This is a genomic window from Paraburkholderia sp. JPY419, from assembly GCF_050435705.1.
Taxonomy (GTDB): Bacteria; Pseudomonadota; Gammaproteobacteria; order Burkholderiales; family Burkholderiaceae; genus Paraburkholderia; species Paraburkholderia youngii.
Genome location: NZ_JBNDKV010000003.1, coordinates 52,618 through 75,219 on the forward strand (window position 1 = coordinate 52,618; position 22,602 = coordinate 75,219).

General features: G+C 57.9%; 15 protein-coding genes and 7 pseudogenes. 5 read left to right on the plus strand and 17 right to left on the minus strand.

The window, feature by feature from the left end:
• Positions 1-57 precede the first annotated feature (57 nt).
• A pseudogene (locus QFZ91_RS23795) lies at positions 58-153 on the minus strand (IS6 family transposase); the annotation flags it as partial.
• A 599-nt stretch (positions 154-752) separates the two neighbouring features.
• Here QFZ91_RS23795 and tnpA (QFZ91_RS23800) point away from each other — a divergent pair.
• The 3 genes and pseudogenes from tnpA (QFZ91_RS23800) to QFZ91_RS23810 form a co-directional block, all read left to right on the plus strand.
• Positions 753-1,211: an IS66-like element accessory protein TnpA gene (tnpA, locus tag QFZ91_RS23800; RefSeq protein ID WP_429568715.1), complete on the plus strand. Its 459-nt coding sequence runs from the start codon at positions 753-755 to the stop codon at positions 1,209-1,211.
• A complete protein-coding gene (tnpB, locus tag QFZ91_RS23805) occupies positions 1,208-1,552 on the plus strand; it encodes an IS66 family insertion sequence element accessory protein TnpB (RefSeq protein WP_429568716.1) in 345 nt (114 codons plus the stop codon). Before tnpA (QFZ91_RS23800) ends, tnpB (QFZ91_RS23805) begins: the two co-directional genes overlap by 4 nt.
• Positions 1,553-1,582: 30 nt before the next feature.
• A pseudogene (locus tag QFZ91_RS23810) lies at positions 1,583-2,472 on the plus strand (IS66 family transposase); the annotation flags it as partial.
• Positions 2,473-2,533: 61 nt separating this feature from the next.
• Here the strand turns inward: QFZ91_RS23810 and tnpC are convergent.
• A pseudogene (gene tnpC / locus QFZ91_RS23815) lies at positions 2,534-3,445 on the minus strand (IS66 family transposase); the annotation flags it as partial.
• Positions 3,446-3,613: 168 nt separating this feature from the next.
• Here tnpC and QFZ91_RS23820 point away from each other — a divergent pair.
• Both QFZ91_RS23820 and QFZ91_RS23825 read left to right on the plus strand, forming a co-directional pair.
• Positions 3,614-4,258, plus strand: a pseudogene (locus QFZ91_RS23820) (IS21 family transposase); the annotation flags it as partial.
• Positions 4,240-4,800 (plus strand): annotated as a pseudogene (locus QFZ91_RS23825) (ATP-binding protein); the annotation flags it as partial. The pseudogenes QFZ91_RS23820 and QFZ91_RS23825, both read left to right, overlap by 19 nt.
• Positions 4,801-4,892: 92 nt before the next feature.
• Here QFZ91_RS23825 and QFZ91_RS23830 read toward each other — a convergent pair.
• The 15 genes and pseudogenes from QFZ91_RS23830 to nodB form a co-directional block, all read right to left on the minus strand.
• Positions 4,893-5,555 (minus strand): annotated as a pseudogene (locus tag QFZ91_RS23830) (IS66 family transposase zinc-finger binding domain-containing protein); the annotation flags it as partial.
• A 30-nt stretch (positions 5,556-5,585) separates the two neighbouring features.
• Positions 5,586-5,930 carry an IS66 family insertion sequence element accessory protein TnpB gene (gene tnpB / locus QFZ91_RS23835; protein WP_429568717.1) on the minus strand — a complete coding sequence of 115 codons (345 nt, stop codon included), beginning with the start codon at positions 5,928-5,930 and terminating at the stop codon, positions 5,586-5,588.
• Positions 5,927-6,385, minus strand: coding sequence for an IS66-like element accessory protein TnpA (gene tnpA, locus QFZ91_RS23840; RefSeq protein WP_429568718.1), 459 nt, complete (start codon positions 6,383-6,385; stop codon positions 5,927-5,929). The genes tnpB (QFZ91_RS23835) and tnpA (QFZ91_RS23840) overlap by 4 nt, the downstream gene beginning before the upstream one ends.
• Positions 6,386-7,200: 815 nt before the next feature.
• Positions 7,201-10,248: an efflux RND transporter permease subunit gene (locus QFZ91_RS23845; RefSeq protein ID WP_429524018.1), complete on the minus strand. Its 3,048-nt coding sequence runs from the start codon at positions 10,246-10,248 to the stop codon at positions 7,201-7,203.
• Positions 10,249-10,259: 11 nt separating this feature from the next.
• The gene (locus tag QFZ91_RS23850; protein WP_429568719.1) at positions 10,260-11,411 is read right to left on the minus strand and encodes an efflux RND transporter periplasmic adaptor subunit; all 1,152 of its coding nucleotides are present in this window, start codon (positions 11,409-11,411) and stop codon (positions 10,260-10,262) included.
• A gap of 93 nt (positions 11,412-11,504) precedes the next feature.
• A pseudogene (locus QFZ91_RS23855) lies at positions 11,505-13,104 on the minus strand (efflux transporter outer membrane subunit).
• Between the two features lie 217 nt (positions 13,105-13,321).
• Complete coding sequence (cysC, locus tag QFZ91_RS23860; RefSeq protein WP_429537698.1) at positions 13,322-13,918, minus strand: adenylyl-sulfate kinase; 597 nt, start codon at positions 13,916-13,918, stop codon at positions 13,322-13,324.
• A 181-nt stretch (positions 13,919-14,099) separates the two neighbouring features.
• Entirely contained in the window at positions 14,100-15,845 is a 1,746-nt protein-coding gene (gene nodU, locus QFZ91_RS23865; RefSeq protein WP_429568720.1) for a nodulation protein NodU, read from the minus strand.
• Between the two features lie 13 nt (positions 15,846-15,858).
• A complete protein-coding gene (gene nodS / locus QFZ91_RS23870) occupies positions 15,859-16,494 on the minus strand; it encodes a nodulation methyltransferase NodS (protein WP_429537696.1) in 636 nt (211 codons plus the stop codon).
• Between the two features lie 80 nt (positions 16,495-16,574).
• The gene (locus tag QFZ91_RS23875) at positions 16,575-17,165 is read right to left on the minus strand and encodes a NodA family N-acyltransferase (protein ID WP_368718696.1); all 591 of its coding nucleotides are present in this window, start codon (positions 17,163-17,165) and stop codon (positions 16,575-16,577) included.
• A 222-nt stretch (positions 17,166-17,387) separates the two neighbouring features.
• A complete protein-coding gene (locus QFZ91_RS23880; RefSeq protein ID WP_429568721.1) occupies positions 17,388-18,128 on the minus strand; it encodes a sulfotransferase in 741 nt (246 codons plus the stop codon).
• Positions 18,129-18,230: 102 nt separating this feature from the next.
• Positions 18,231-19,019 carry an ABC transporter permease gene (locus tag QFZ91_RS23885; protein ID WP_176369726.1) on the minus strand — a complete coding sequence of 263 codons (789 nt, stop codon included), beginning with the start codon at positions 19,017-19,019 and terminating at the stop codon, positions 18,231-18,233.
• 2 nt (positions 19,020-19,021) lie between these two features.
• Complete coding sequence (gene nodI, locus QFZ91_RS23890) at positions 19,022-19,936, minus strand: nodulation factor ABC transporter ATP-binding protein NodI (RefSeq protein ID WP_373686921.1); 915 nt, start codon at positions 19,934-19,936, stop codon at positions 19,022-19,024.
• A gap of 55 nt (positions 19,937-19,991) precedes the next feature.
• Positions 19,992-21,335, minus strand: coding sequence for a chitooligosaccharide synthase NodC (gene nodC, locus QFZ91_RS23895; protein ID WP_429568722.1), 1,344 nt, complete (start codon positions 21,333-21,335; stop codon positions 19,992-19,994).
• 430 nt (positions 21,336-21,765) lie between these two features.
• Positions 21,766-22,443, minus strand: a complete 678-nt coding sequence (nodB, locus tag QFZ91_RS23900; RefSeq protein ID WP_429568723.1) for a chitooligosaccharide deacetylase NodB — start codon at positions 22,441-22,443, stop codon at positions 21,766-21,768.
• Positions 22,444-22,602 lie beyond the last annotated feature (159 nt).

A 22,602-nucleotide genomic window follows, 5' to 3' on the forward strand; every position in this document is an offset into this window, starting at 1 on the left:
CTGTCGCAGTAAGATCGAGAGGTCGGTCAAGACCGATATGGCATGGATTCCTTGTCCAGCCAGCGAATAGAACTGATGTGCGGGAGTTTGCCAAACGCCGCCATCGTTCAATTTCCCCTTGACGATCATGTGCATGACTTCGATGCCACCTAGATGCTATGTGGGAGGGCAGTGGCAGTAAGCCCGACTGGAGTAAAACGGGATTTGCACACTCGTTTTCTCCGAAGGAGCACGCAAACGGGCGCGCCTGACGCAGCCCTTCCACACAGCATCTAGGGGCTGTTTACATTCGATGAAATGTGCTTACATCTTGTCTTTTTCGCGAGCAGGCCAAGATGATTCGAACGTTATTGAGCGATGAAACGTCTTGCCGGGCGAGGAAGGCGATCCAGAGGACGGCTTCGACAATCGTTCGTCAGCGTAGACCGCCCGCCTTGGATCATTCGCCAGACATCGCTTCGCAACGATGCACGTTGGCTCGCATGCCATCATGCGCAAAATGGCGTGAAGCGTAATCAATAAGCGTAGGCACGTCAGGTGATACCAGCCGGTGTACGACGCATCTACGTCGGACAAGCATCTCGATGCCGCGTCCGGAGGCATGCATTAACGATTTGGTGACGACATGGACATGAATGGTGTGATGACGGAAGAGGACGGCGGTGCGCCGCCTTCGCCGGGGGAAGCGGCCATCCTTGAGGAAGCATGCTGGCTGGCCGACTGTAAGCGGCTCGTGCCGGCCGTTATAGACAGTGGCTGAGGGCGACATCAAAGTGATGCACATCATTTCCAATCTGATGGGCACCACTTTGACACAGTCTGCGGAGAAGAAGCCGGGTTCCCGAACGGGGCGGCCGAACTACCCCCGGGAGCTGCGTGAGCGACTGGCAGCAGCAGCTTGCGAGCCTAGCGTATCAGTCGCGAAGCTGGCTCGGGAGAATGGCATCAACGCGAACATGCTGTTCACCTGGCGGCGGCGTTATCTGGCTGACCAGCAAGCTCGATCTGCCGGGCTCATTCCGGTCGTTTTGCTCAGCGACACGCCGACGGAGGTCATTGAGTCAGCTCCGGTAGAAGCGCCCGCGCAGGGCGCGAAGCCTGTATCACCGGTCGGCACGATCGAGATCCGGATCGGTCGTGCGGTGGTTAAAGTGGACGGCCTGGTTGATGCCGATATGCTGCGGATCGTGCTGGGTAGTCTGCGCTCATGATCTCCCTACCGGCAGGCACGCGCATCTGGATCGCTGCTGGCGTCACCGATATGCGATGCGGGTTCCAGGGGTTGGCAGCGAAGGTGCAAACAGCGCCTGGGGAGAATCCGCTGGGCGGCAACGTCTACATCTTCCGGGGCCGTCGGGGCGATCTGGTAAAGATTCTCTGGGCCTCGGAGGATGGAATCTGGCTGCTAGCGAAGCGGCTTGAACGAGGCCGGTTTATATGGCCCAAGGCCGACGGTGGCAAGGTGCATCTGAGCTCTGCACAGCTGTCGATGCTGCTTGAGGGCATCGACTGGCGACAGCCCCGTCGCACTGCCGCACTATCGATGTTGTAAACCGCGCGGCGGACTCGTAAACTACGGCGCATGTCGAACGGCGCCGATCTTCCTGACGATGTCGAGCTCCTGAAGGCCTTGCTGGTTGAGGCCCGTAGCCTGCTTGCCGAACGCGATGTCGAGATTGAGCAGCTCAAGGCGCAGATCCACAAGCTCAGGCGAATGCAGTTCGGTCGCAAGTCCGAGCAGCTGCAGCGGCAAATCGAGACGCTCGAGACTCAACTTGAGGATCTGGCGGCTGGGCGCGGCGTTGTGGATGTGCAGCGTGCGCAGGCTCGCGGTGCAAATGCGTCCGCCTCGATTGCGAGGACGGACGAAGCATCTTCGAGGCAAGCGCTTCCCGCGCATCTGCCGCGCGAGGATCATGTGCTCAAGCCTGAATCAGGTTGCCCGGATTGCGGACACCCAATGCAGGTGCTTGGCGAGGACGAATCCGAACAACTCGCCCGGGTCGCAGCGGCGTTCAAGGTCATTCGCACGATCCGGCGCAAACTGGTTTGCCCATGCTGCAGCACTATCACCCAGCCGCCGATGCCCGGCCTACCGATCGAGCGGAGCATCGCCCATCCGAGCTTGCTCGCAGACGCTCGGGCTCGACGCAACCGGCGTCGGTCTGGTTCGCGTACTCGCCGAACCGGCAAGGCATCCATCCTCAAACCCATCTCGCCAACTTCAAAGGGATCCTGCAAGCGGACGCTTACGCGGGATTCGACGAATTGTTCCGCGATGGCTCGATACGCGAGGCGGCATGCCATGCGCACGCGAGGAGAAAGTTCTACGACATCCATGTGCGCACGCCATCTGACACAACACAAAAGGCACTCGAATATATTGGCGGGCTCTATGACATCGAGGCCTCCATTCGCGGCAGGCCAGCCGCCGAGCGGTTGCGAATACGGCAGGAGAATGGTAAGCGGCTCAGCTGGGCCGTTCGTCCATTCGCGGTGCGCGTAAAGCATGATGGTGAACTGGAGCTGCCGGTCAGGTAGAGGGCTTTGGCGAACTGGCTGGCGTGTGCAGCTTGTCGGCCACACGCCAAGGCAGGAGCTCGTCGATGCGATTGATTTTGTGACCGGCGATATGGGTTAGCACATAGTCGAGGTAGGCACGCGGATCGATGTCATTCAGTGTGCAAGTGCCAATCAATGCGTACATCGCGGCTGCGCGTTCGCCGCCGCTGTCTGAGCCGGCGAATAAAAAATTTTTCCGACCCAGGCTTACACAACGCAGCGCGTTCTCCGCGATGTTGTTGTCGATCTCGAGCGTACCGTCTTCGCAATACAACGTCAGTGCGCTCCACTGGTTCAGCGTATAGTTGATCGCCTTGGCCGTATCGGACTTCGACGACAGCGTTTCGAGCTTTGCCCTGAGCCACGCTTCGTAGATCTGAAGCAGAGGTCTGGCATTCTCCTGCCGTATTCGCAGCCGTTCGGCGGCGGGCTTGCCGCGAATGGAGGCCTCAATGTCATAGAGCCCGCCAATATATTCGAGTGCCTTTTGTGTTGTGTCAGATGGCGTGCGCACATGGATGTCGTAGAACTTTCTCCTCGCGTGGGCATGGCATGCCGCCTCGCGTATCAAGCCATCGCGGAACAATTCGTCGAAGCCCGCGTAAGCGTCCGCTTGCAGAATCCCTTTGAAGCTGGCGAGATGGGTTTGAGGATGGATGCCTTGCCGGTTCGGCGAGTACGCGAACCAGACTGAAGCAGGTTGCGCCGAGCCGGAGCGATGATCGTCGCGCACGTAGACCCATAGCCGGCCGGTGCGGGTCTTCCTGTTGCCCGGTGAGAGCACCGGGATCGGCGTGTCATCCGCGTGCAGCTTGGTGGCGGACACGGTATAGCGGCGCAGCGCCTCTGTTAGCGGTGCGCACAGTGCCTCGCACTGGCCGACTGCGTATTTCGGACGAACGTGACCGGCCGTTTCGGGATGGTGACCGGCGATTTCGGCAACGTGACCGGGCATTTCGGGAACGTGACCGTGCGGACCGGAAGGCAGGATTGGCGTTGCGCATGACATCAACTACGCGGGCTATGCTCGCCGGCTTTTGCCGGAGAGAGCATGGCCGCGCACCGGATGAACATGCGCATGATCAAGGACGTTTTACGACTTAAATTCGACGGCGGTTTCTCGCACGATCGGATCGCCGCGTCACTGGGCATATCCAAGGGCGTGGTCACGAAGTACATAGGACTGGCCGGTGCCGCCGGGCTGGACTGGGCAAGCGCCAGCGATATGGATGAAGGCGACCTCGAGCGGCGGCTCCTCGGCAAGCCCACGGGGCCAGCAGGCTACGCCCAGCCCGACTACGGACGCATCCACCAGGAGCTGCGTCGCAAGGGCATGACGCTGACGTTGCTGTGGGAGGAGTACCAGGCCGAGTTTGCGGACCGGCAGACCTACCGCTATACGCAGTTCTGCGAGCACTACAAGGCGTTCACGAAACGCCTGAAGCGCTCGATGCGTCAGATTCACCGCGCCGGCGAGAAACTGTTTGTCGACTTCGCCGGCCCCACGTTGCCGCTGACGACTGGACGCCGCGCGCACATCTTCGTGGCGGCCATGGGCGCATCGAGTTACACGTTCGCATGCGCGACGCCAGCCGAAACGATGGAGGACTGGCTGAGCGGCATCGCACGTGCGCTGACCTTCTATGGTGGCGTGCCGCAGCTGATCGTGCCGGATAAGCCGCCATTGAAGATCTCGACACGCGCGCTGGCCGTGGCGTCGATCCGCGCTCACTCACGAGTCTCGCGCTCGGTGACTGGGTCGAAGCCGGCTACAGCCTGCTCATCAGCGGCCCAACCGGCGCCGGGAAATCGTGGCTCGCTTGCGCCCTGGCCCAATACGCTTGCCGGCGTGGGCATTCAGCCTTGTATCTGCGCGTGCCACGACTTGGCGAAGAGCTTCGCGTTCTGCACGGCAACGGCGGCTTCACAAAATGGCTGCTGCAGGTTGCCCGCGTTGACGTACTTCTGCTGGACGATTGGGGAATGGCGCCTCTCGATACGATGGTTCGAAACGATCTGCTCGAGATGATCGATGACCGCTCGGCGGGAAAGGCGACCATCATCACCAGCCAGTTACCGATTGAGCACTGGCATGGATGGATCGGCGACGAGACCATCGCCGACGCAATGCTCGACCGCCTCATGCAGCGTCATCACCGGATCACGCTCACCGGTGAATCCCTCAGAAAAGCATCCCCAAAACCCAACGTCCTGGAGCCCAAACTCGACCAGAACTAACAAGGAAATCTACAATCAACACCGCGCAACGCCTCACCCCGCCGGATCGGTCACGTTCCCGAAATCGGCGGTCACGTTCGCCGAAATACGCAGCCGACCCATCGGCCCATGCTGGCCCGGTCAAGCGTCACGCCGTCGCGCGCCGCGATCGCCGATTGCCGGTACAACGGCTGGTGGTCTGCATACTTCGAGACGAGGATGTCTGCCAGCAAGCTCGGATGGGCGATGCTGCGCTCGATCGGCAGGCCGGGCATCGGTGGCTGGGTGATAGTACTGCAGGAGGGGCAAACCAGTTTGCGCCGGATCGTGCGAATGACCTTGAACGCAGCTGCGACCCGGGCGAGTTGTTCGGACACGTCCTCGCCGAGCACCTGCATTGGTTGACCGCAGTCCGGGCAACTCGATTCGGGCCCGAGTACATGATCCTCGCGCGGCAGATGCGCGGGAAGCGCTTGCCTCGAAGATGCTTCGTCCGTCCTCGCAATCGAGGCGGACGCATTTGCACCGCGAGCCTGCGCACGCTGCACATCCGCAACGCCGCGCCCGGCGGCCAGATCCTCGAGTTGAGTCTCGAGCGTCTCGATTTGCCGCTGCAGCTGCTCGGACTTGCGACCGAACTGCATGCGCCTGAGCTTGTCGATCTGGGCCTTGAGCTGCTCAATCTCGACATCGCGTTCGGCAAGCAGACTACGAGCCTCGACCAGCAAGGCCTTCAGGAGTTCGACATCGTCAGGAAGATCGGCGCCGCTCGACATGCGCCGTAGTTTACGAGTCTGCCGCGCGGTTTACAACATCGATAATGCGGCGGTGCGACGGGGCTGTCGCCAGTCGATGCCCTCAAGCAGCATCGACAGCTGTGCAGAGCTCAGATGCACCTTGCCACCGTCGGCCTGGGGCCATATAAAACGGCCTCGTTCAAGCCGCTTCGCGAGAAGCCAGATTCCGTCCTCCGTGGCCCAGAGAATTTTTATCAGATCGCCGCGACGGCCCCGGAAGATGTAGACGTTGCCGCCCAGAGGATTCTCCTCAAGCGCTGTTTGCACCTTCGCTGCCAACCCCTGGAACCCGCATCGCATATCGGTGACGCCAGCAGCGATCCAGATGCGCGTGCCTGCCGGTAGGGAGATCATGAGCGCAGACTGCCCAGCACGATCCGCAACATATCGGCATCAACCAGGCCGTCCACTTTAACCACCGCACGACCGATCCGGATCTCGATCGTGCCGACCGGTGAGACAGGCTTCGCGCCCAGCGCTTGCGCTTCTACCGGAGCTGATGCAATGACCTCTGTTGGCGTGTCGCTGAGCAATACGACCGGAATGAGCCCGGCAGATCGAGCTTGCTGATCGTCCAGATATCGCCGCCGCCAGGTGAACAGCATGTTCGCGTTGATGCCATTCTCCCGGGCCAGCTTTGAGACTGATACGCCAGGCTCGCAAGCTGCCGCTGCCAGTCGCTCACGAAGCTCCCGGGGGTAATTCGGGCGCCCCGTTCGTGTACCTGGCTTCTTCTCTGCAGACTGTGTCAAAGTGGTGCCCATCAGATCGGAAATGATGGACATCACTTTGATGTCGACCTCAGCCACCGTCTATAACGGCCGGCACGAGCCGCTTACGTCGCACCGGAACTTGAAGCCATCGGACCACGAATGGTATTGTTGTTGTCCACGGCAACAACACGATCGTCGTGCTGCCGCGTGTATCGCAGCGCGCCGAGACGGCGCAGCAGCAGATGATGCTCTCGGATAACCCGATACACGCGCTTGTGGTTAGCTACGGGGCGGTCTGTTCTCGACCGGAATGCCGGAGCGCCCAGACGCCTGAAGTCGGAAGAAAATGCGCTACATGGACCAGCATTTCTTCGAGACATTCTGAGTCATCGGACGGTGTGGCGCTACGACCGCTTGCCAATCGGACAAGCGAGCCCGTTGTCACTGCTACGTCATAGTGGGCCGCGCCGAGAACTTCGCAGACCGCTTTCAATCGTCGCCCCCCGCACCAAGGCGGGCGCGCAAACACGTCTTTGTGCGCCCCATTCCAGGCCTTCCTATAAGGTTCCGACACCGGTCGTCCTGGTGCTCTGATGACGGTACGACGTGTCGTCAGCTTTCATCGCCGCCACCCCGCTCGGTCCGACCGGACGCCTGGTTCGGGTAAACGCCTCGCCGACGGCGCTCCGGTTCACTGATAAATTCAACGGTTTCACATAATGTCTAGGCTTACCGCTAGCCTAGGCTATCCCTGATCTTAGGCGAGTCTTCGTGTCCTCAGATACGTGGGGCTGATCAATGGCGAGACACAAAGACCCGCATGAAGGCAGTCCTTGCAGTCATCGCAAGCTGTTTGCTCCAGCCACACCGCGGCGCGAGGAGTGCGCGAAAAACTGCACAATGGATGGCGGTCACGTCATTGCTGTTGTCTTCTCGTGATGTTCTGCACCTAACAACATGTACATCGACGGGACAACGAACAGTGTGAACAGAGTGCCGATAGACAGTCCTGTGAATATTACCAGGCCGATCGCGTTGCGCCCTGCCGCGCCGGCGCCGGACGCAATCACTAGCGGCAGAACACCAAGCACCATGGCGGCTGTAGTCATGACGATCGGGCGCAGGCGCGCGCCTGCCGCTTCTTCAAGAGCTTCGCGCTTGCTGCGGCCTGAACGCTGTAACTCATTCGCGAACTGCACGATGAGAATGCCATGCTTGCTGATAAGCCCCATGAGTGTGACCAGTCCGACTTGCGTGTAGATGTTGAGCGTGGAAACGCCGATGTTAATGAAGATCAGCGCACCGAACAACGCCAACGGCACTGATACCAGAATGACGATGGGATCGCGGAAGCTTTCAAACTGCGCCGCGAGTGCAAGGAACACAATGACCGCCGCGAACATCAGAGTGATTACGAAGCCGCCGGACTCCTGCATGAATTGGCGCGAAAGTCCGGAATAGTCCATGTTGTATCCTGAGGGAGCGACGCGGGTTGTGGCGTTGCGCAGGAACTCGAGTACTTCGCCCTGCGAAACGCGGGGTGCGACTACGGCCGAGATCGTTGCCGAATTCATTTGCTGAAAATGGTTGATGGATTCGGGCACAACCGTCGACTTCAGATGCGAGACAGTCGAAGCAGGAATCATACTGCCGTCGGAAGTGCGCAGGTTGTAGTCTAGTAGCTGCGATGGGTTCATTCGGTCGACCTGCTGAAGTTGTGGAATCACCTTGTACGAACGTCCGGCGACCGAGAAATAATTCGCGTAGTTACCACCGAGCGCAGCTCCGAGCGCCTGTCCCATGTCGCTTTGCGTAAGGCCGAGCGAGGCGACCTTGTCGCGGTCGACCATCAGAACGGTCTCGGGCTTGTCGATCTTCAGGTCACTGTCGACAAAGAGGAACATGCCGCTTTCGCGCGCCTGTTGCAAAACCGCTTGGGTCACCTCGTTGAGGTTATCGAAAGGCTCAGTCGTGTTGATCACGAACTGCACCGGGAAGCCTTGCGCACCGGGCAGGGGTGGAAACTGGAACGCGGCAACTCGCGCGCCCGCGATGCCGTTCCACTTCTGTTGAAGCTCCTGTTGCAACTCGGAGGTACCTCTCTTTCGCCTGTCCCATGTCGTGAAGAGCACGCCGCCGAAGCCCTGATTCAGTGTCGGCGCACCTGTCAACTGAAACATCTGCGCATACTCGGGCAATTGCTTAGATATCTGGAACACCTGGTCGGCATACATCTGCATCTGTTGGATCGTCGCATTGGGTGGTCCCTGGATCAGCGACAGTACGATGCCTTGGTCCTCCTGGGGCGCGAGTTCGGACTGTGACGTCGCAAATAAATAGATGGTTCCGCATAACAGAATTGCACCCATCACGACGAATACGGTCCATGTGTCCAGTATCGAGCGCAGGAGCCGCATATAACCCCGATGCACTTTCTCAAACTGCTGATGGACGAAACGGTTGAAGCGTCCGGGTTGCTGCTCGTTGTGAAAGAGTCGCGAGCACATCATCGGCGATAGACTTAGCGCGACCACGCCCGACATAGTGACCGCGCTTGCCAGTGTAAATGCGAACTCCGTGAACAGTGCGCCCGTCAGTCCGCCCTGGAAGCCAATGGGGAGATAGACGGCAATCAACACAACAGTCATTGCGAGTATCGGGCCACTGAGTTCCCGTGCGGCGATGAGCGCGGCATCGAAGGGACGCTTGCCCTCGGTGGTCAGGTGCCGGTCGAAATTCTCAACCACGATGATCGCGTCATCGACCACGAGTCCGACCGCGAGCACCAGCGCGAGCAGCGTCAGTAGATTAATGGAGTAGCCGAGCAACTGCATCATGAAGAATGTGCCGATCAGAGACAGCGGCATCGCGAACAAGGGCACTATCACCGCGCGGAAGCTGCCGAAGAACAGGTAAATCACGAGCGTCACGATCAGTAGTGCCTCGATGAGCGTCTTCACCACTTCGTCGATGGCAGTCTCGATAAAGTCCGTGGCATCATAGACGATGTCGCCCGACACACCCGTGGGGAGCTGCTTCTGCAGATCAGGGAACACAGCTTTGACACGTTTCGCTACGTCGAGCAGGTTTGCGTCGGGTGCTACCTTGATCCCGATGAACACCGAGCGTTTTCCACTAAAAGCGACATTGGAGTCGTAGTTGTCCGCACCCAACACGACATTGGCGACATCCTCTAGGCGCACGATCGCGCCGTTCTTCTGCTTGACAACCAGCTTCCTGAAGTCTTCGACGGAATGCAGATCGGTACCAGCGTTTAGACTGACGCTGGTCATCTGGCCTTTGGTTGTTCCGAGCGTCGCCAGATAGTTGTTGTTGCCGAGTGCCGTGTAGACGTCAGAAGCCGTGACGTTGTGCGCTGCGAGCCTAGTCGAATCAAGCCATGCGCGCAACGCGAACTGACGGCCGCCGAGAACCTCTGCGGTTTGCACGCCCTCAATTGAATCGAGCTTCGGCTTGACAACGCGCAGCAGATAATCAGTGACGTTGTTGCTTGGCAGCACATCGCTGTAGAAGCCCATATACATCGTGTCAGTAGTCTGGCCGACCTGAATCGTCAACACTGGCTGTTGCGCTTGGGGTGGCAACTGGTTGCGCATAGACGCGATTTGGGTGTTGATCTCTGTTAACGCGCGGTTCGGATCGTAGTTCAGGCGCAGAGTCGCGGTGATACTTGAGACACCCGTGCTACTCTTCGACGACATGTAATCGATGCCTTGCACCTGTGCGATCGCGGCTTCGAGCGGCTGAGTAACGAAGCCGGCCATAGTCTCGGCGCTAGCGCCATAGTACGAGGTGGTGATGGTAACGACGCCAGTGCCAGTCTGGGGATATTCGCTAACCTTGAGTGTCGACAGGGAACGTAAGCCCAGCACGAGGATGAACAGGCTTACCACGGACGCGAGGACCGGCCGTTTGATAAAGATATCGGTGAAATCCATCTGAGGAACTCTTATTGTTCTTGGGGCGTCGGAGCAGGACTGTCTGCCGGCAACACGCCATTGTCGATTACGAGCGGTGTGCCGTTCTTCAGCTTGAGCTGGCCGCTCGTTACCACTAGTGCGCCTTCGTCTAAGCCCTTCAGGATCGCAACCTGATCGCCGCGCGTGGGTCCTGGCGTTACGAAGATTTGTTGCGCAACGGGCATGGTTTTGCCGCGTGCGTCCTTATGTTCGCCCGGTTTGATGACGAAAACTGTTGCCCCGTAGGGATTGTAAGTGATTGCTGTTTGCGGCAGTGTCAGGTAGCGCTGCTCGTGACCAACATCGACTTTTACGCTAGCGTACATCCCCGGCAACAGTTTGCGCTCGCGGTTGTCGAGGGCCGCTTCGACCTCCACGTTGCGCGTCGTGCTGTCGAGGCGCGGGTTGATAGCGCGGATCTTGCCCACGAAGCCGCGGCTCACGAATGCACTTGTATTTACGGCGACGCTCTGTCCCACCTGTAATTGATCGAGTTCCTGCTGGGGCAGGTGAAAGTCGACGTAGATGGGATCGATAGCTTGCAACGTAACGATGGCGTCGCCCGGATTGACGTACTGGCCCGGATTGACTGTCGTGATGCCCACGCGTCCCGCGAAAGGCGCGCGAATCGTTTTTTTCTCGACCAGTGCGGCCTGCTGTTCGACTTGTGCTCGTTTGCTTCTCAGGTCGGCGGCATCAGCATCGACTTGCGCCCTGGCGATCGCCTGAATGTCGTACTGTGCCGTGTCGCGGTTATAGACGGTTTGCGATAGGTCGGCGGCAGCTCTTAGCGAGGCGAGCTGCGCGCGGTCCGAGCGGTCGTTCAGACGCACGAGCACCTGTCCGGCCTTGACTTCCTCGCCGGACTTGAATGCGATCTCGCGAACGAGTCCAGCCACTTCAGTCGTCACGTCGACACCGCGCACGGCACGCAGGCTGCCCACAGCGGCAAGCTGTGGCTGCCATGTCTGATAGCTCACGACGGCGGACGTGACGGTAGCAGCCGGCACCGCGTTGTGCGCCATGAATTTCCGGATCATATGCGCCTTGTACAGGTTGACACCGATCAGCGCGCCAAGCAGAGTGCCCATGCAGATCAGCATGGTGATCATCCGTTTCGCTGTTGGTTTATTTGTCGTCATCGTCGTGTCCTTGCACGGCAAACTGATATGGAACAGATCCCGTTGGACGCGCAGCATTGAAACGATGCGGGGCGCGGCAAGCAGAAAGAGAGTTCACTGCGGGTTGATATCGGAGTCCGCCTGTCCTGTCTGGATCCTCGCAGTGTCACTCCACCAGCCGCCGCCCAGTGCTTCGAACAATGCGGCCGTGTCTGCGTAGCGTGCAGCGCGGGCCTGGGTGAGATTGACGATTGTCTGCTGGTATTGACGCTGCGCATCGAGCAGAGCTAGATAACTGACACCGCCGGCACGAAACTGGCCACGCGTCAGCTGGAGCGAGCTGCTGGCTGCACGCCACGCTTCGGTTTGCGCGGCGAGTGCGGTTGCATCGTGATCGAGTGCGCGGAGCGTATCCGCGACATCTTCGAATGCAAGCAGTATCGTTTGCCTGTATTGCCCGTTGGCCTCATCGAAGGCAGCTTCCGCCGCGCGCTTTTTTAGCGCTCAGTTGGCCTCCGTTAAAGATCGGCTGCGTGAGCCCCGCGCCGATGTTCCAGATCATGTCCGCGTACTTCAGCATGCCCGCTGGCGTTAATGATTGCGGGCCGTAGTTTGCGGACAGCGTAAGCTGCGGATACATGTTCGCGGTTGCGACGCCGACCTGGGCGCTCGCCTGACGCAGCAGGGCTTCCGCAGCTAGGATGTCCGGACGTTGACGGACGAGCGACGAAGGGAGGGCGACAGGTAAGGTCTGCGGTAGGGTGAACATCGACAGCCTGAACTCGGGAACGCTGTTATCGCTAGGCGGTTTACCCGCGAGCACGGCAAGCTGATGTCGCGCCCGATCGAGAGACTGCCGCAGTGGCGGCAGGGTAGCGCGCGTTTGTGCGAGCAACGTTTCCTGCGAGAGCACGGCCACGCGACCCACACCGCCGAACTCAAGCTGCTTACGCAATACACCGAGCTGAGTCTCCTCATCCGCGGCGATACGCTCGGTCGCGTCAATCTGCTCGCGGAGGGAAGCTTCGCTGACTGCAGCGGTGACGATGTTCGCTGACAGCGCCAGGTATGTGCTCTGTAGCTGCAAACTCTGGAAGTCGACCTGCGCGCCCAGCGCCTCGAGTTCGTGCCGTGCAGCCCCGAAGAGATCCAGGTTGTAGGAAACGTTCACTGATGCGTTGTACAGACTTAGTATTCTTTTCAGGCTGGGCTGGCCTAGCGTCGTGCCATTGAGCTTTTCGCGAGTAGCATTGAGCTTGACATCGATGGCGGGATATAGATCGATCCCAGTTTGCGCGCGCAGATTTTCGTTCGCCTGGCGCAGCGCCGCGCTGGCTGCAGCGATATTCGGGCTATTTGAGAGGGCCTCGCGTATCAGCGCGTCGAGGGGCTCGCAACGGTAAAGGGTCCACCATTGTGCAGGCAGCTCGCCGCCAGCCTTGAACTGCTGCGCAAGACCCGTCGCACCGGGCGACGAAGCCGTGTGTTCGGGTAGGGCCGTCGGTGTATAGTTGTCGGTCGCGGGCGGCGCGGGAGTGCGATATTCGGGGCCGACTGTGCAGCCGGAAAGTGAATAGACTAGTGAAAGCAGGACAGTGATCGATGCGGCACGGCCGAAAGGCCGATTTGCTGCCGGAAGCAACGCTGGGTCGCGCAACCGCGACCGCGGCTGCGATCGTCCGCGATAGCAATTGAGATTGCCGTAATCAATCATCTGTCTACCTTGGTCCGCGTGAGCGCAGTGCAATCAGATGGGTGGCTGAAGAAACTCACCTCCCTGGCACCGGGTTCGCTGGAAGGAGGGTATGCAACATGCGAGTGTCGACGTTTCGCCCGCTCCGGCAACTGTCGTCGATCGAGCCGCTCGTCCGCCATGGACATCGGGTTATCGAATCCTGTTCTGCGGTGTGCCCACACTCGTCTCGCTCCAACTAGCGGCTATTGAGCCAGTTCACCACAAGGTCCGCGCCTTCATCGATGGACTTCGAACATGTGTCGATGAATACGTCCGGGACCGTCGGCTGTTCATACGGCGAGTCGATGCCGGTGAAATGCTGTATGGCGCCAGTTCTCGCAAGCCGATACAGTCCCTTGGGATCGCGAGATTCGGCTACGGCCAAACTAGCGTGAACGTGGATTTCGGCGAAACGGTGCCTACCCGCGGTGGATCTGGCGAGTTCCCGATCGCGACGGAACGGCGAAATGAGGCACACCAGCACTACGAGCCCCGCGTCAGCCATCAATTTTGCAACTTCGGCCACGCGCCGCACGTTCTCGTGGCGATCCGCATCCGCAAAGCCGAGATCCTTGCATAGACCGAGCCTGATGGAGTCTCCATCGAGAATGTAGGTGAGTTGGCCGGACGCATGCAGTAGTGCCTCGACCTTGTCGGCAATCGCCGACTTTCCAGCTGCCGACAGCCCCGTGAACCACAGGATGGCGGGCGTTTGCCGGAGCAATCGTCCTCTCGACTCCGGCCGAATCCGGAAGCCGTGGATATGAAGATCTGAAACGGAGGTCTTCTTCATACTTGCCTACGATAGGGGGTGAAACCGCTGTTGGAAGCAAAGGCGTCCGCTCTGCATCACGGCGTTGGAGCAGTGTGGTGGGGCATCGGTACAGCAACTTAGAAAATCTTGACATTGAGGAATGCTGCCGCTGACTGTGCAGTTCGTCCGTGAAAGAGAGTCCCTGACGCACTCATTCAAGTCACGCCCCGAGCGGTGCGGCTACGGCCCGCTCAAACCGGCCGCCAGAACCTGGTTCGTCGATTGACGATGGCAGGCCAGTGCTACATGCCTTGCTCAATAAAAGACCGTCGCACCATACATGTTCGACACCTCCCCACTCGCAGGCTGAAGCAGCGTCCGGAAAGAAGCCACGTCCATGATAGTTGGCACTGGTGTTACATAGCAAAGGAACGCCAGTGAGTCTTTCGTATTGAATCAGGAGTTGCGCCACGGGATGCGCGGAAGTTCTTGCAATGGTTTGCAACCGAGCCGATCCGTCGAGATGCACTACGGCGGGGATCCTCTCCCGCCATTCCTCGCGCGTCTGATGATCGAACAGCATGTAGGGGTCTGGAGTACCGGGACAAAAGACGGCAACCGCCCGATCTTCAAGACATATTGGTGCTACCGGACGAAAATGCTCCCGATGCTTCACCGCGTTGAGGAAGTCCTTCATCGCAGGGGACGTCGCAGCAGCGAGAATGCTTCGGGCACCCAACGCTCGGGGACCCAGCTCTGCCCTGCCGGCTAGGAAGACGACGGGTTTATTTTCAGCGAGTACGCCGGCGAGTTGTGCAATGGAGCAAGGGGACGCTGTCCATCCGGGCGGCACGTCACCAGTTTTCACTGCTGGCCCGCTATAGATCGACCATTCCAACGGCAGGAAGCCTTTATTCGCTGCCATCGAGCAGCAAGCGGCGCCAATCGCAGACCCACTATCGTTCGGAAAAGGCGGAATCCAGATTGCGTCAAAAAGACGACTCTCACGTAGTGCGCTGTTCCATTTGATGTTAAGAGCGCATCCGCCAGAGATGCACAAGTTCCGCGGCTCGAAAATTGGATGGCGTAAGAGCGCTGCCTCCATTCCTTGAACCAGAAGACGCTCGAGGAATACGTGAAAGGATGCAAGTATGTCTTCTTGAGGCTTGGCCTCCAATTGTGGAACGCATTCTTGGAAAAAGTCGCGTATAGCTGCGAGAGATCTTTCTGGTATGCGGACATTCTCGCGGTAGTCTTGCGCAAGTTCGGTGTCGCCGGCAAAGCGTTGCTCATAAAGCTCCCGAAAGACTGCAATGATGCCTTCGTCGACCGACCCGAGCGCGATGTATGCCATAAGCTTACCGGCCACGCCCAGGTCCCAGTCAGCGCCGCTCGCCTTCTTATAGGGCCCGAAATGATGTCCAGCCGCCGCGTACATTTGGCCGATAACTGGGAACAGGCAATTGACGAGGTGTGCTTCGTCCGGTCGCACATAGTACAGTCTTGGGACCATGCCGCCATCCCAGACTAGGCAGTATGCAGGCTCCCCGCTTATCGCGAACGGACTGGTGCAGTACGCGGACGCGACATGGCCCGAAACATGAGGGTAGCTCTGATACGAATACGATTGATCGCCGATTAACAGGCCGGTGCGTTCGAGCGGATGGAGGAGATCGTCAGCCCGTTCGATATAGGAAGCGCCTTTCAAGATCACAGGCGTAAGGCCGCTGAGAGTGCGAAATTCTGACTCTATCTCGCCGTCCCAGCCATCAATTACAAACTGATCGATGTCGTCGACACTCAGCCCGTGTTCGCTCAGCACTGTTTCAACTACGTCGAGATTCCCGATTTCCTGATATCGCGGGTTATTGTCCCGCTTCTCCTGTTCGATGCAAAAAAGGAGCTTTCCATCCTCCACAACAGCGATGGCTCCATCGTGTGTCAGTTTGATGCCGCAGATGCGCATAGTATCTCCCGCTCTAACGGAGGCAATTCGGTTGATTTGGAAAATCCTTCGGGCTCCGGAAGCGCGCGAGCATGCAATCCTCATTGGACGACCGCCCGATGCACTGCACGCGCTCGACTTCGGTCAACTCTTCCCGTAGCATTTCGAGCACCGTTTCCGCCCCGGCGATGTGCCCCCAACGCTGGCAATTGGCGTCAACAGCCGATCCGAATACCAACTGCCCGTTGGGCACAAGCATGCGCGCCAAGCTCTGCACAGTGGCCCGTACCTCAGCGATGCTTCCGAGGTAATAAAGAACCTCCGCGACAACGATCAGATCGAACTTTTCCGGAGCCGAAAAGCGCTGGATGTCTGATACGATCCAAGTAATATTGGCCGGTTCCATTAGCCGTGCGCGTGTTCGCGCGATCGCCTCTGGAACTACATCGATGACGGTGAGCCTTCGACAGTGAGGCGCCAGCTTTTCCGTGAACGCCCCGCCCGCACATCCGACTTCGAGTGCATTTGTGACGATGCCCTCGGCAAGTGACAATCGAAGCATTTGCCTGTGGCGCTCGAATTCGAACGGGTTACTGTCCAGCCGCCACGGATCGTTGGAGTTCAATTCCCGAAGCAGCAAGTCGAAATTCGCTACATGTGTCAAGTTCACATACCTCGATAGCCGTTTACTATAAGGACAATTGCATGGGGGCGTCGGCTCCACCGCCTTCTGTGGTGAAGCGCCAGCCTTCAGAGCTCCGGACCATTGCGCTCGATTGCACTCCCCTCAGGCCACTGGCTCATCGAGCTACCAATCGGCATGACTACCGCAAGGACGTCTTCAGTGCGTGTCGGGGGCAAATCTAGACGAACGTCGGCCAGAGTTGACCGCACCCGCACGCCCGAGACGACCGTTCCCAATCCATGCCGACACAACCTCGCGATATGGTTCTTCAACTCATGGCGCACCGTGCCGAATGCGAATGGGACCCGAAGGCCCTGCAGTGCCGGATACATCGCGCGGATCGAATGGCTGATGCCGAGTCCTTCGAGATCCGGACGAACTCCGTAAAGTCCCAGCTCGGCTACCAGAACATCGACCGTGCCAACCTTGATGAACCGGCGCAGCGAGCCCATGTGAGCCGCCACCCCTTGCGAATCGTAGGCAATCGCACGGAGTTCGGGCCGCGCACCAGCCCAACTCCGGCTGCCCTCGAAAGGTTTTGCGTTAAAAGATCCAGTTGGGCCATACGTTGCCCGAAAGAACTCGGACAATTCTATGTGGTCCGAGAGCCCTAGCTCATTTTCCCAACAGAGTCTCCATTGCACAGTTGAGGCCATTTGAAGTCACCTTATAACAATACGTTCATACGCCACTCGCTGAACACTGAACCGGAACAGTGGGCCATGCACATCGGAGTTCATCTGCTGCTCGGCACGCAAGAATTAGTTTAGCTAGGCTGCGGACCACGAAACCCGAGTTTGCGAGTCGATAAAGCCAATACTCTTCAAAAGCTAGACAATTGAGAGCTATCGGGGCAATCTTGATGTTTGGCGGGCCAATCAGCCCCCTTGAGCTTCGAAAAATCTATCGTATCGACCGCCCTCGAAGTGACACCTCAACTCTTCGAAGTTAAGTACCGTCTGCTGCAGCGATCGAACTTCCTGACGTCTAAGAGATGTGTTGTCAGAGCAAGGGTGATTCGAGATGCCGAGAAATGCCGAGACCGCCTTCAGGGTTGGGGCCGGATCGTCCCGAAGAGTTTCATAGTCGATAGTGAGCACGCTCGACGGTGAAAACGAGTTCAGAATTAAGTGGTGGAAATCGTCCGCGGCTTTAAAGTAAGCCTCACAGTCTTCGATTTTCAATATGACTTGCGGAGGCGGACGTGAGTCGTCGTTGTCCGGACCGTATTTTAGCCACTGACCGCTTTGTCTTGCTTGCACCAAAGAACGAAACGATTCCAACGTGTTTCGTCGAATCACGAGCAGTACCTTCAAACGTGGCCACGAGGCCAGCGTCTCGAAAAACCCGGGACGTTCGTTAAACTGAGGCTGGTTGATCTTGCAACCGACGTGTGTCAAATGCGGATTCCCGGTCATGGTCGGATGGTGCAGATAGGCTAGCTCGAGCAGTTCGCGATCGCTACGCAAAAGCCGGGCGCGATCGGGCCACATCGGGTCATACGGATTGAGCAACTCACCATTGCTTGACACGTTCGGATGCGCATTCAGCAATTCTTCCAAGTAGTGAGTGCCGGTCCTCGGCATCCCCACGATCACAAATGGCTCAGTTGTCTGCATGGGGTATGTCATGGCGTTCATCTAACGGGTTGAAAGAGGGTATGAGCGGTGCGCAGATAGTCCGTTGCGAAGCTCGTGGGCTCGGATTGATTGCCAAAATCGTCACGACATTAGGCGGCGGCGAAGTAGAACCGCCGATATAAAGAACGGCAATACTGCGTAGACGCAAAGCGCAGCCACATGAAGGCTGATACTAGCGACAGGCCGTGCCAGCATCGCTGGGCGGATCAACTCAACGGAATGTGTCAGCGGAAGGAATCTCGCAATTTGCCGAAAAGCACCGGGGAGATGACCCACCGGGAAGACGACGCCGCTCAGGAACAACATGGGCGTCAGAACAAGGGTTTGGTAAAAAATAAAATAGTCGTAACTGGGCGCGATGGCGACGAGCACCATAGCCAGACTCGCGAAGGCGAGTCCAGTGAGAACGACGACGGGCATGACATAGATGATACTCGACAGCGCCGCATAGCCTAGGACCGCAGCAACCACCATCACCGCAGCGCCGGCAAGAAGGGCTTTTGTGGCCGCCCATGAAAGTTCACCTAGAACGACGTCGCCAATCGTGAGTTGAGTGCATAACACCGCTTCCCACATGCGCTGAGTATGCATTCGCGAGAAAGCCGCATAAATCGTCTCAAAGGTGGCAGAAGTCATTGCGCTCGTCGCAACCATTCCAGCGGCCAAGAACGCGATGTATGACGTGCCGTCGACACGGCCTATCATTATTCCCACACCTAAGCCAAGACCAAACAGGTACATCATTGGATCCGCAAGGTTCCCGAGGAGCGAAACAAGCGCAGATTTCCTCCATGCAAGGTAGTTGCGGTGCCATACCGTGTGCCAGTTCAGCGCGTTGCCGGGCAGAGTTAACATGAATACATCACGCATCACTAATCCTTCATTTCGCGGCCGGTCAACCGCAAAAACACGTCTTCCAGGTTGGCGGGGCGTTGGAGAATACGCAGACCCGCATGCGCCCGCAACTGCAAACGCACCTGCTCAGGATCAGCGGCGTAGCAAAACAATGCTTCGCCGCTCACTTCGGTTCGCTGTGTGTAGGGCTCGAGTAACGGGCGCAGTTCATGTGAATTGCCGCCATATATCTCAATCACTTGGCTCCCAATCTGCTCTTCGATCAGCGCATTAGGAGTACCTTCGGCAATGCTGCGCCCTTCGTCAATCACACAGAGACGGTTGCACAGTCGCTCCGCTTCTTCCATGAAATGAGTGGTGAGAAGAATTGTTTTGCCGCGCGCGAGCAGCAAGCGCAGGCGTTCCCAGATGAGGTGGCGCGCATGCGGATCAAGGCCCGTCGCGGGCTCGTCCATTACAAGTAGTTGGGGGTCGTTGATGAGCGCGCGAGCGAGCGTCAGACGCCGTTTCATGCCTCCTGATAATTCGATAACGCGCGCATCAGCCTTGCTTTCGAGACGCGCGAATTCGAGCAAAGAGGGAATCACAACCGAAATCTCACCTGCGCTCATGCCAAAGTAGGTCCCGAATATCTCTAGGTTCTCGCGCACTGTGAACCCGGGTTCAAGATTATCGAATTGTGGAACGACGCCAATTCGTGCACGTGCCCGTCGCGCGCGTCCGGGCACTGGCTCTCCGAGGACTGTGATCGTACCCGCGTCAGGTAGCGCCATCCCGAGGACCATCCGCGCGGTCGTGCTCTTGCCTGCGCCGTTGGGCCCCAAAAGGCCGAAACACTCGCCCGGCTCTACGTGGAACGACAGTCCATTGACAGCGAGTTTCCCGCCGTAGGACTTGTTGACACCTGTAAACGTGATTGCTGCAGTTGGCATTGACATGGAAATCCAAATCGTTGTTCTCTTCAGGAAGATCTCGTGACGGACACGATCATTTGTTTCGGAAAACGTCATCAGATTCCGTTAATGCCTGCTCATCCCAGTGTCGACGGTGCTTGTCACGCTGAGCCGCGCCATTTGTGGATATAGTGGTGTCCGTTTCAGTGTCGTGCCCCGGCGGGTCGACGTGTGCGCTACAACCGCCGGCGGCCACGCCGCGGGACAGCCAGTTGCTGTTGCTGAGTGTACACAAGGCGTACGCCTTAACAGGTAGTAGGAACAGTAGGTTGACCAGCGTGTGCGCGGAAAACCCAAGAAATCGAAGCTCACGAGAGCGCACAGCTGCCACGGAGCAGCGGAGCACGCTCATTGACGCAATCACGAAGCACGCCTTCCATGGGGCCGTCTCTGTCAATGCGATCTGTAAAAAGCCGGAGAGCATTGCGATCGCGAGCAATAGGGAGCCTGCATTCTGCGCAATGACGTCCAGCGTAAGATACCGATCTAGGCGGGGCAAAAGGCGTAGCGCCAACAGCGTGTCGCGATACGTGCTTCGCGCCCAGCGCAATTGTTGGCGAAGATACGGCCCCAGTCTGTCTGGAACCACGGTCGAAGCGATCGCATTTGGAACGTACTCTGTTCGGTAGCCCGCGGCCAGCATGAGAATTGTTAGATGACGATCTTCCCCGAAATCGCTTCGCTTTCCCCGGAACATCTGTGTCTCGTACTGGTCAAGCAGCAAGAGAAGCGCGGAGCGGCGATATATCGCGCACGGCCCGCAGCAGCACATCACGGCGCCGAACCGGGCCTGAGCTGCGCGCTCCTCGTTACACGCGAGCCAGTATTCCATATCAATCAGACGGGTCAACCACGTATCGCTGCGATTGCTGGCGGTCAATTGACCCATGGCGGCGCCGACCTCTGCATCGCTCATTGTCAGTATGAGTTGGCTCATAACGTCCGGCGCCAAGGTCGTGTCAGAATCGACGTTGAGTATGAGTTCTGCGGATGAAGCCCGTATTGCGGCGATCTGCGCCTTGCGTTTTCCCACGTTTTTGGGAAGAAGAACAAAATTGAATCTCGGATCGTGCTCGTAGTCGCGATACACGGGTCCCAGCGCATCGCGGTTGGCGGATCCGTCATCGACTACGTGGATTTTTAAAGCCCCTGAGTATTCCTGCGTTGCGATGGAGGCGAGACACGCGCGCAGCGTATCGGGGTTTTCGTTGAAGCACGGAACGATGACGTCGACGTCGGGAAGAAAATTCGTGGCAGATTGATTGCTATGCTTAGCTGGAGCCGGTAGGGTATGTAGAACCTGCGCTGTTTTATAAACGGCCGAAAGAAGTGCGTACAATAAAACGGAGGTCGTATTGATTGCGGCAGGGATGTTCATCGAGGTCAGTTTGCTAAGTGGGTGTCAAAAAATGATCTGATTACAGGCCTGCTAGGATCCGTCAATAGCCTGCTTGGCGCGATCACGTCGACGACAGACCCTGCGTGAAACTGCGATACCGTAGACAGGAAGAGTTGACTGCGTGCTGTCGTGTACCGCCTTGTTGATGCAATCGTATCAATCTGTCGCTTTCGACCGACTAATAACCTCCTTCAATGTGTTCCATGGTATCGAGGTAGGCAACAACACCTCCATCGGCGGACACGGAAAGTTATATCAGTGGATCCTTTTTCACGGGTCAGTTTTTCCTGACATCTTCATTTGATTGTCCGCCAGAATCGTGCACGATCTCTCGATGTGACTATAGGGAACCGTTTGCAATGAGTGGCTAGCCAATTGTCCAAGCAGGCTAGTGGTTACAGATGTGCGCTCATTCGGCCAGTGTTTGGGGTCGACGATCAGGAAGTCGGCTAATCACGAACCTGCGCGCCTTCAATGCAGGAATTAGACGTGAGAGAGCCTCGGCCGTCTGTCTGCGGGATGTCGTGTGAACATCGGAGTTCGACTCTCCGGGGGGGCTTCCATCATGCAACAGCACAATCGAGCCTGGCCGGACTGATGCCATCACGGCATCAACAATCGCATTGACACCCGGTTGAGACCAATCCCGCGGGTCTACTGACCAGTGAAGCGCGATCAGTCCAGCCTTCCCCGTTTCCCCGATTGCGTCTTTCGTCCAGATTCCGTATGGCGCGCGGATATACGTCACTTTCGCCGCAGGACACGTCTCCTTGATAAGCGCATCCGCCTCCCATATTTCACGGCGAACTAGGTCCGGCTCACATTTCGAAAGGTCTGGATGTGTCATGGTGTGGTTAGCGAGTTCATGACCTTCTGCCGCGATCCGTTTGATCAGTTCTGGATACTCCGCTGCGTACGCGCCAATGACACAGAAAGTTGCCGCCGCTTGCTCATATGCCAATATGTCAAGTATTTTCGGCGTCCATACTGGATGAGGTCCGTCATCAAATGTAAGGTAAACCTTAGGACGAAGATCGGCACAATCACTGTTGCTGCGCACTTCTGTCAAATAGTCTGGGTGGTTCATAGCCTTTCTATCGCGTCCGACGCATGCCCTGTATCGTTCGATCTGCCGATAGGTTCGATCACCAACTGTCGATCACTATGCGGGATTTTGCGGATGATCAATCAGTACTACGACAGACGGGCTTCGACGTTCCCTATTCAATTTGAATTGTCGCAACTT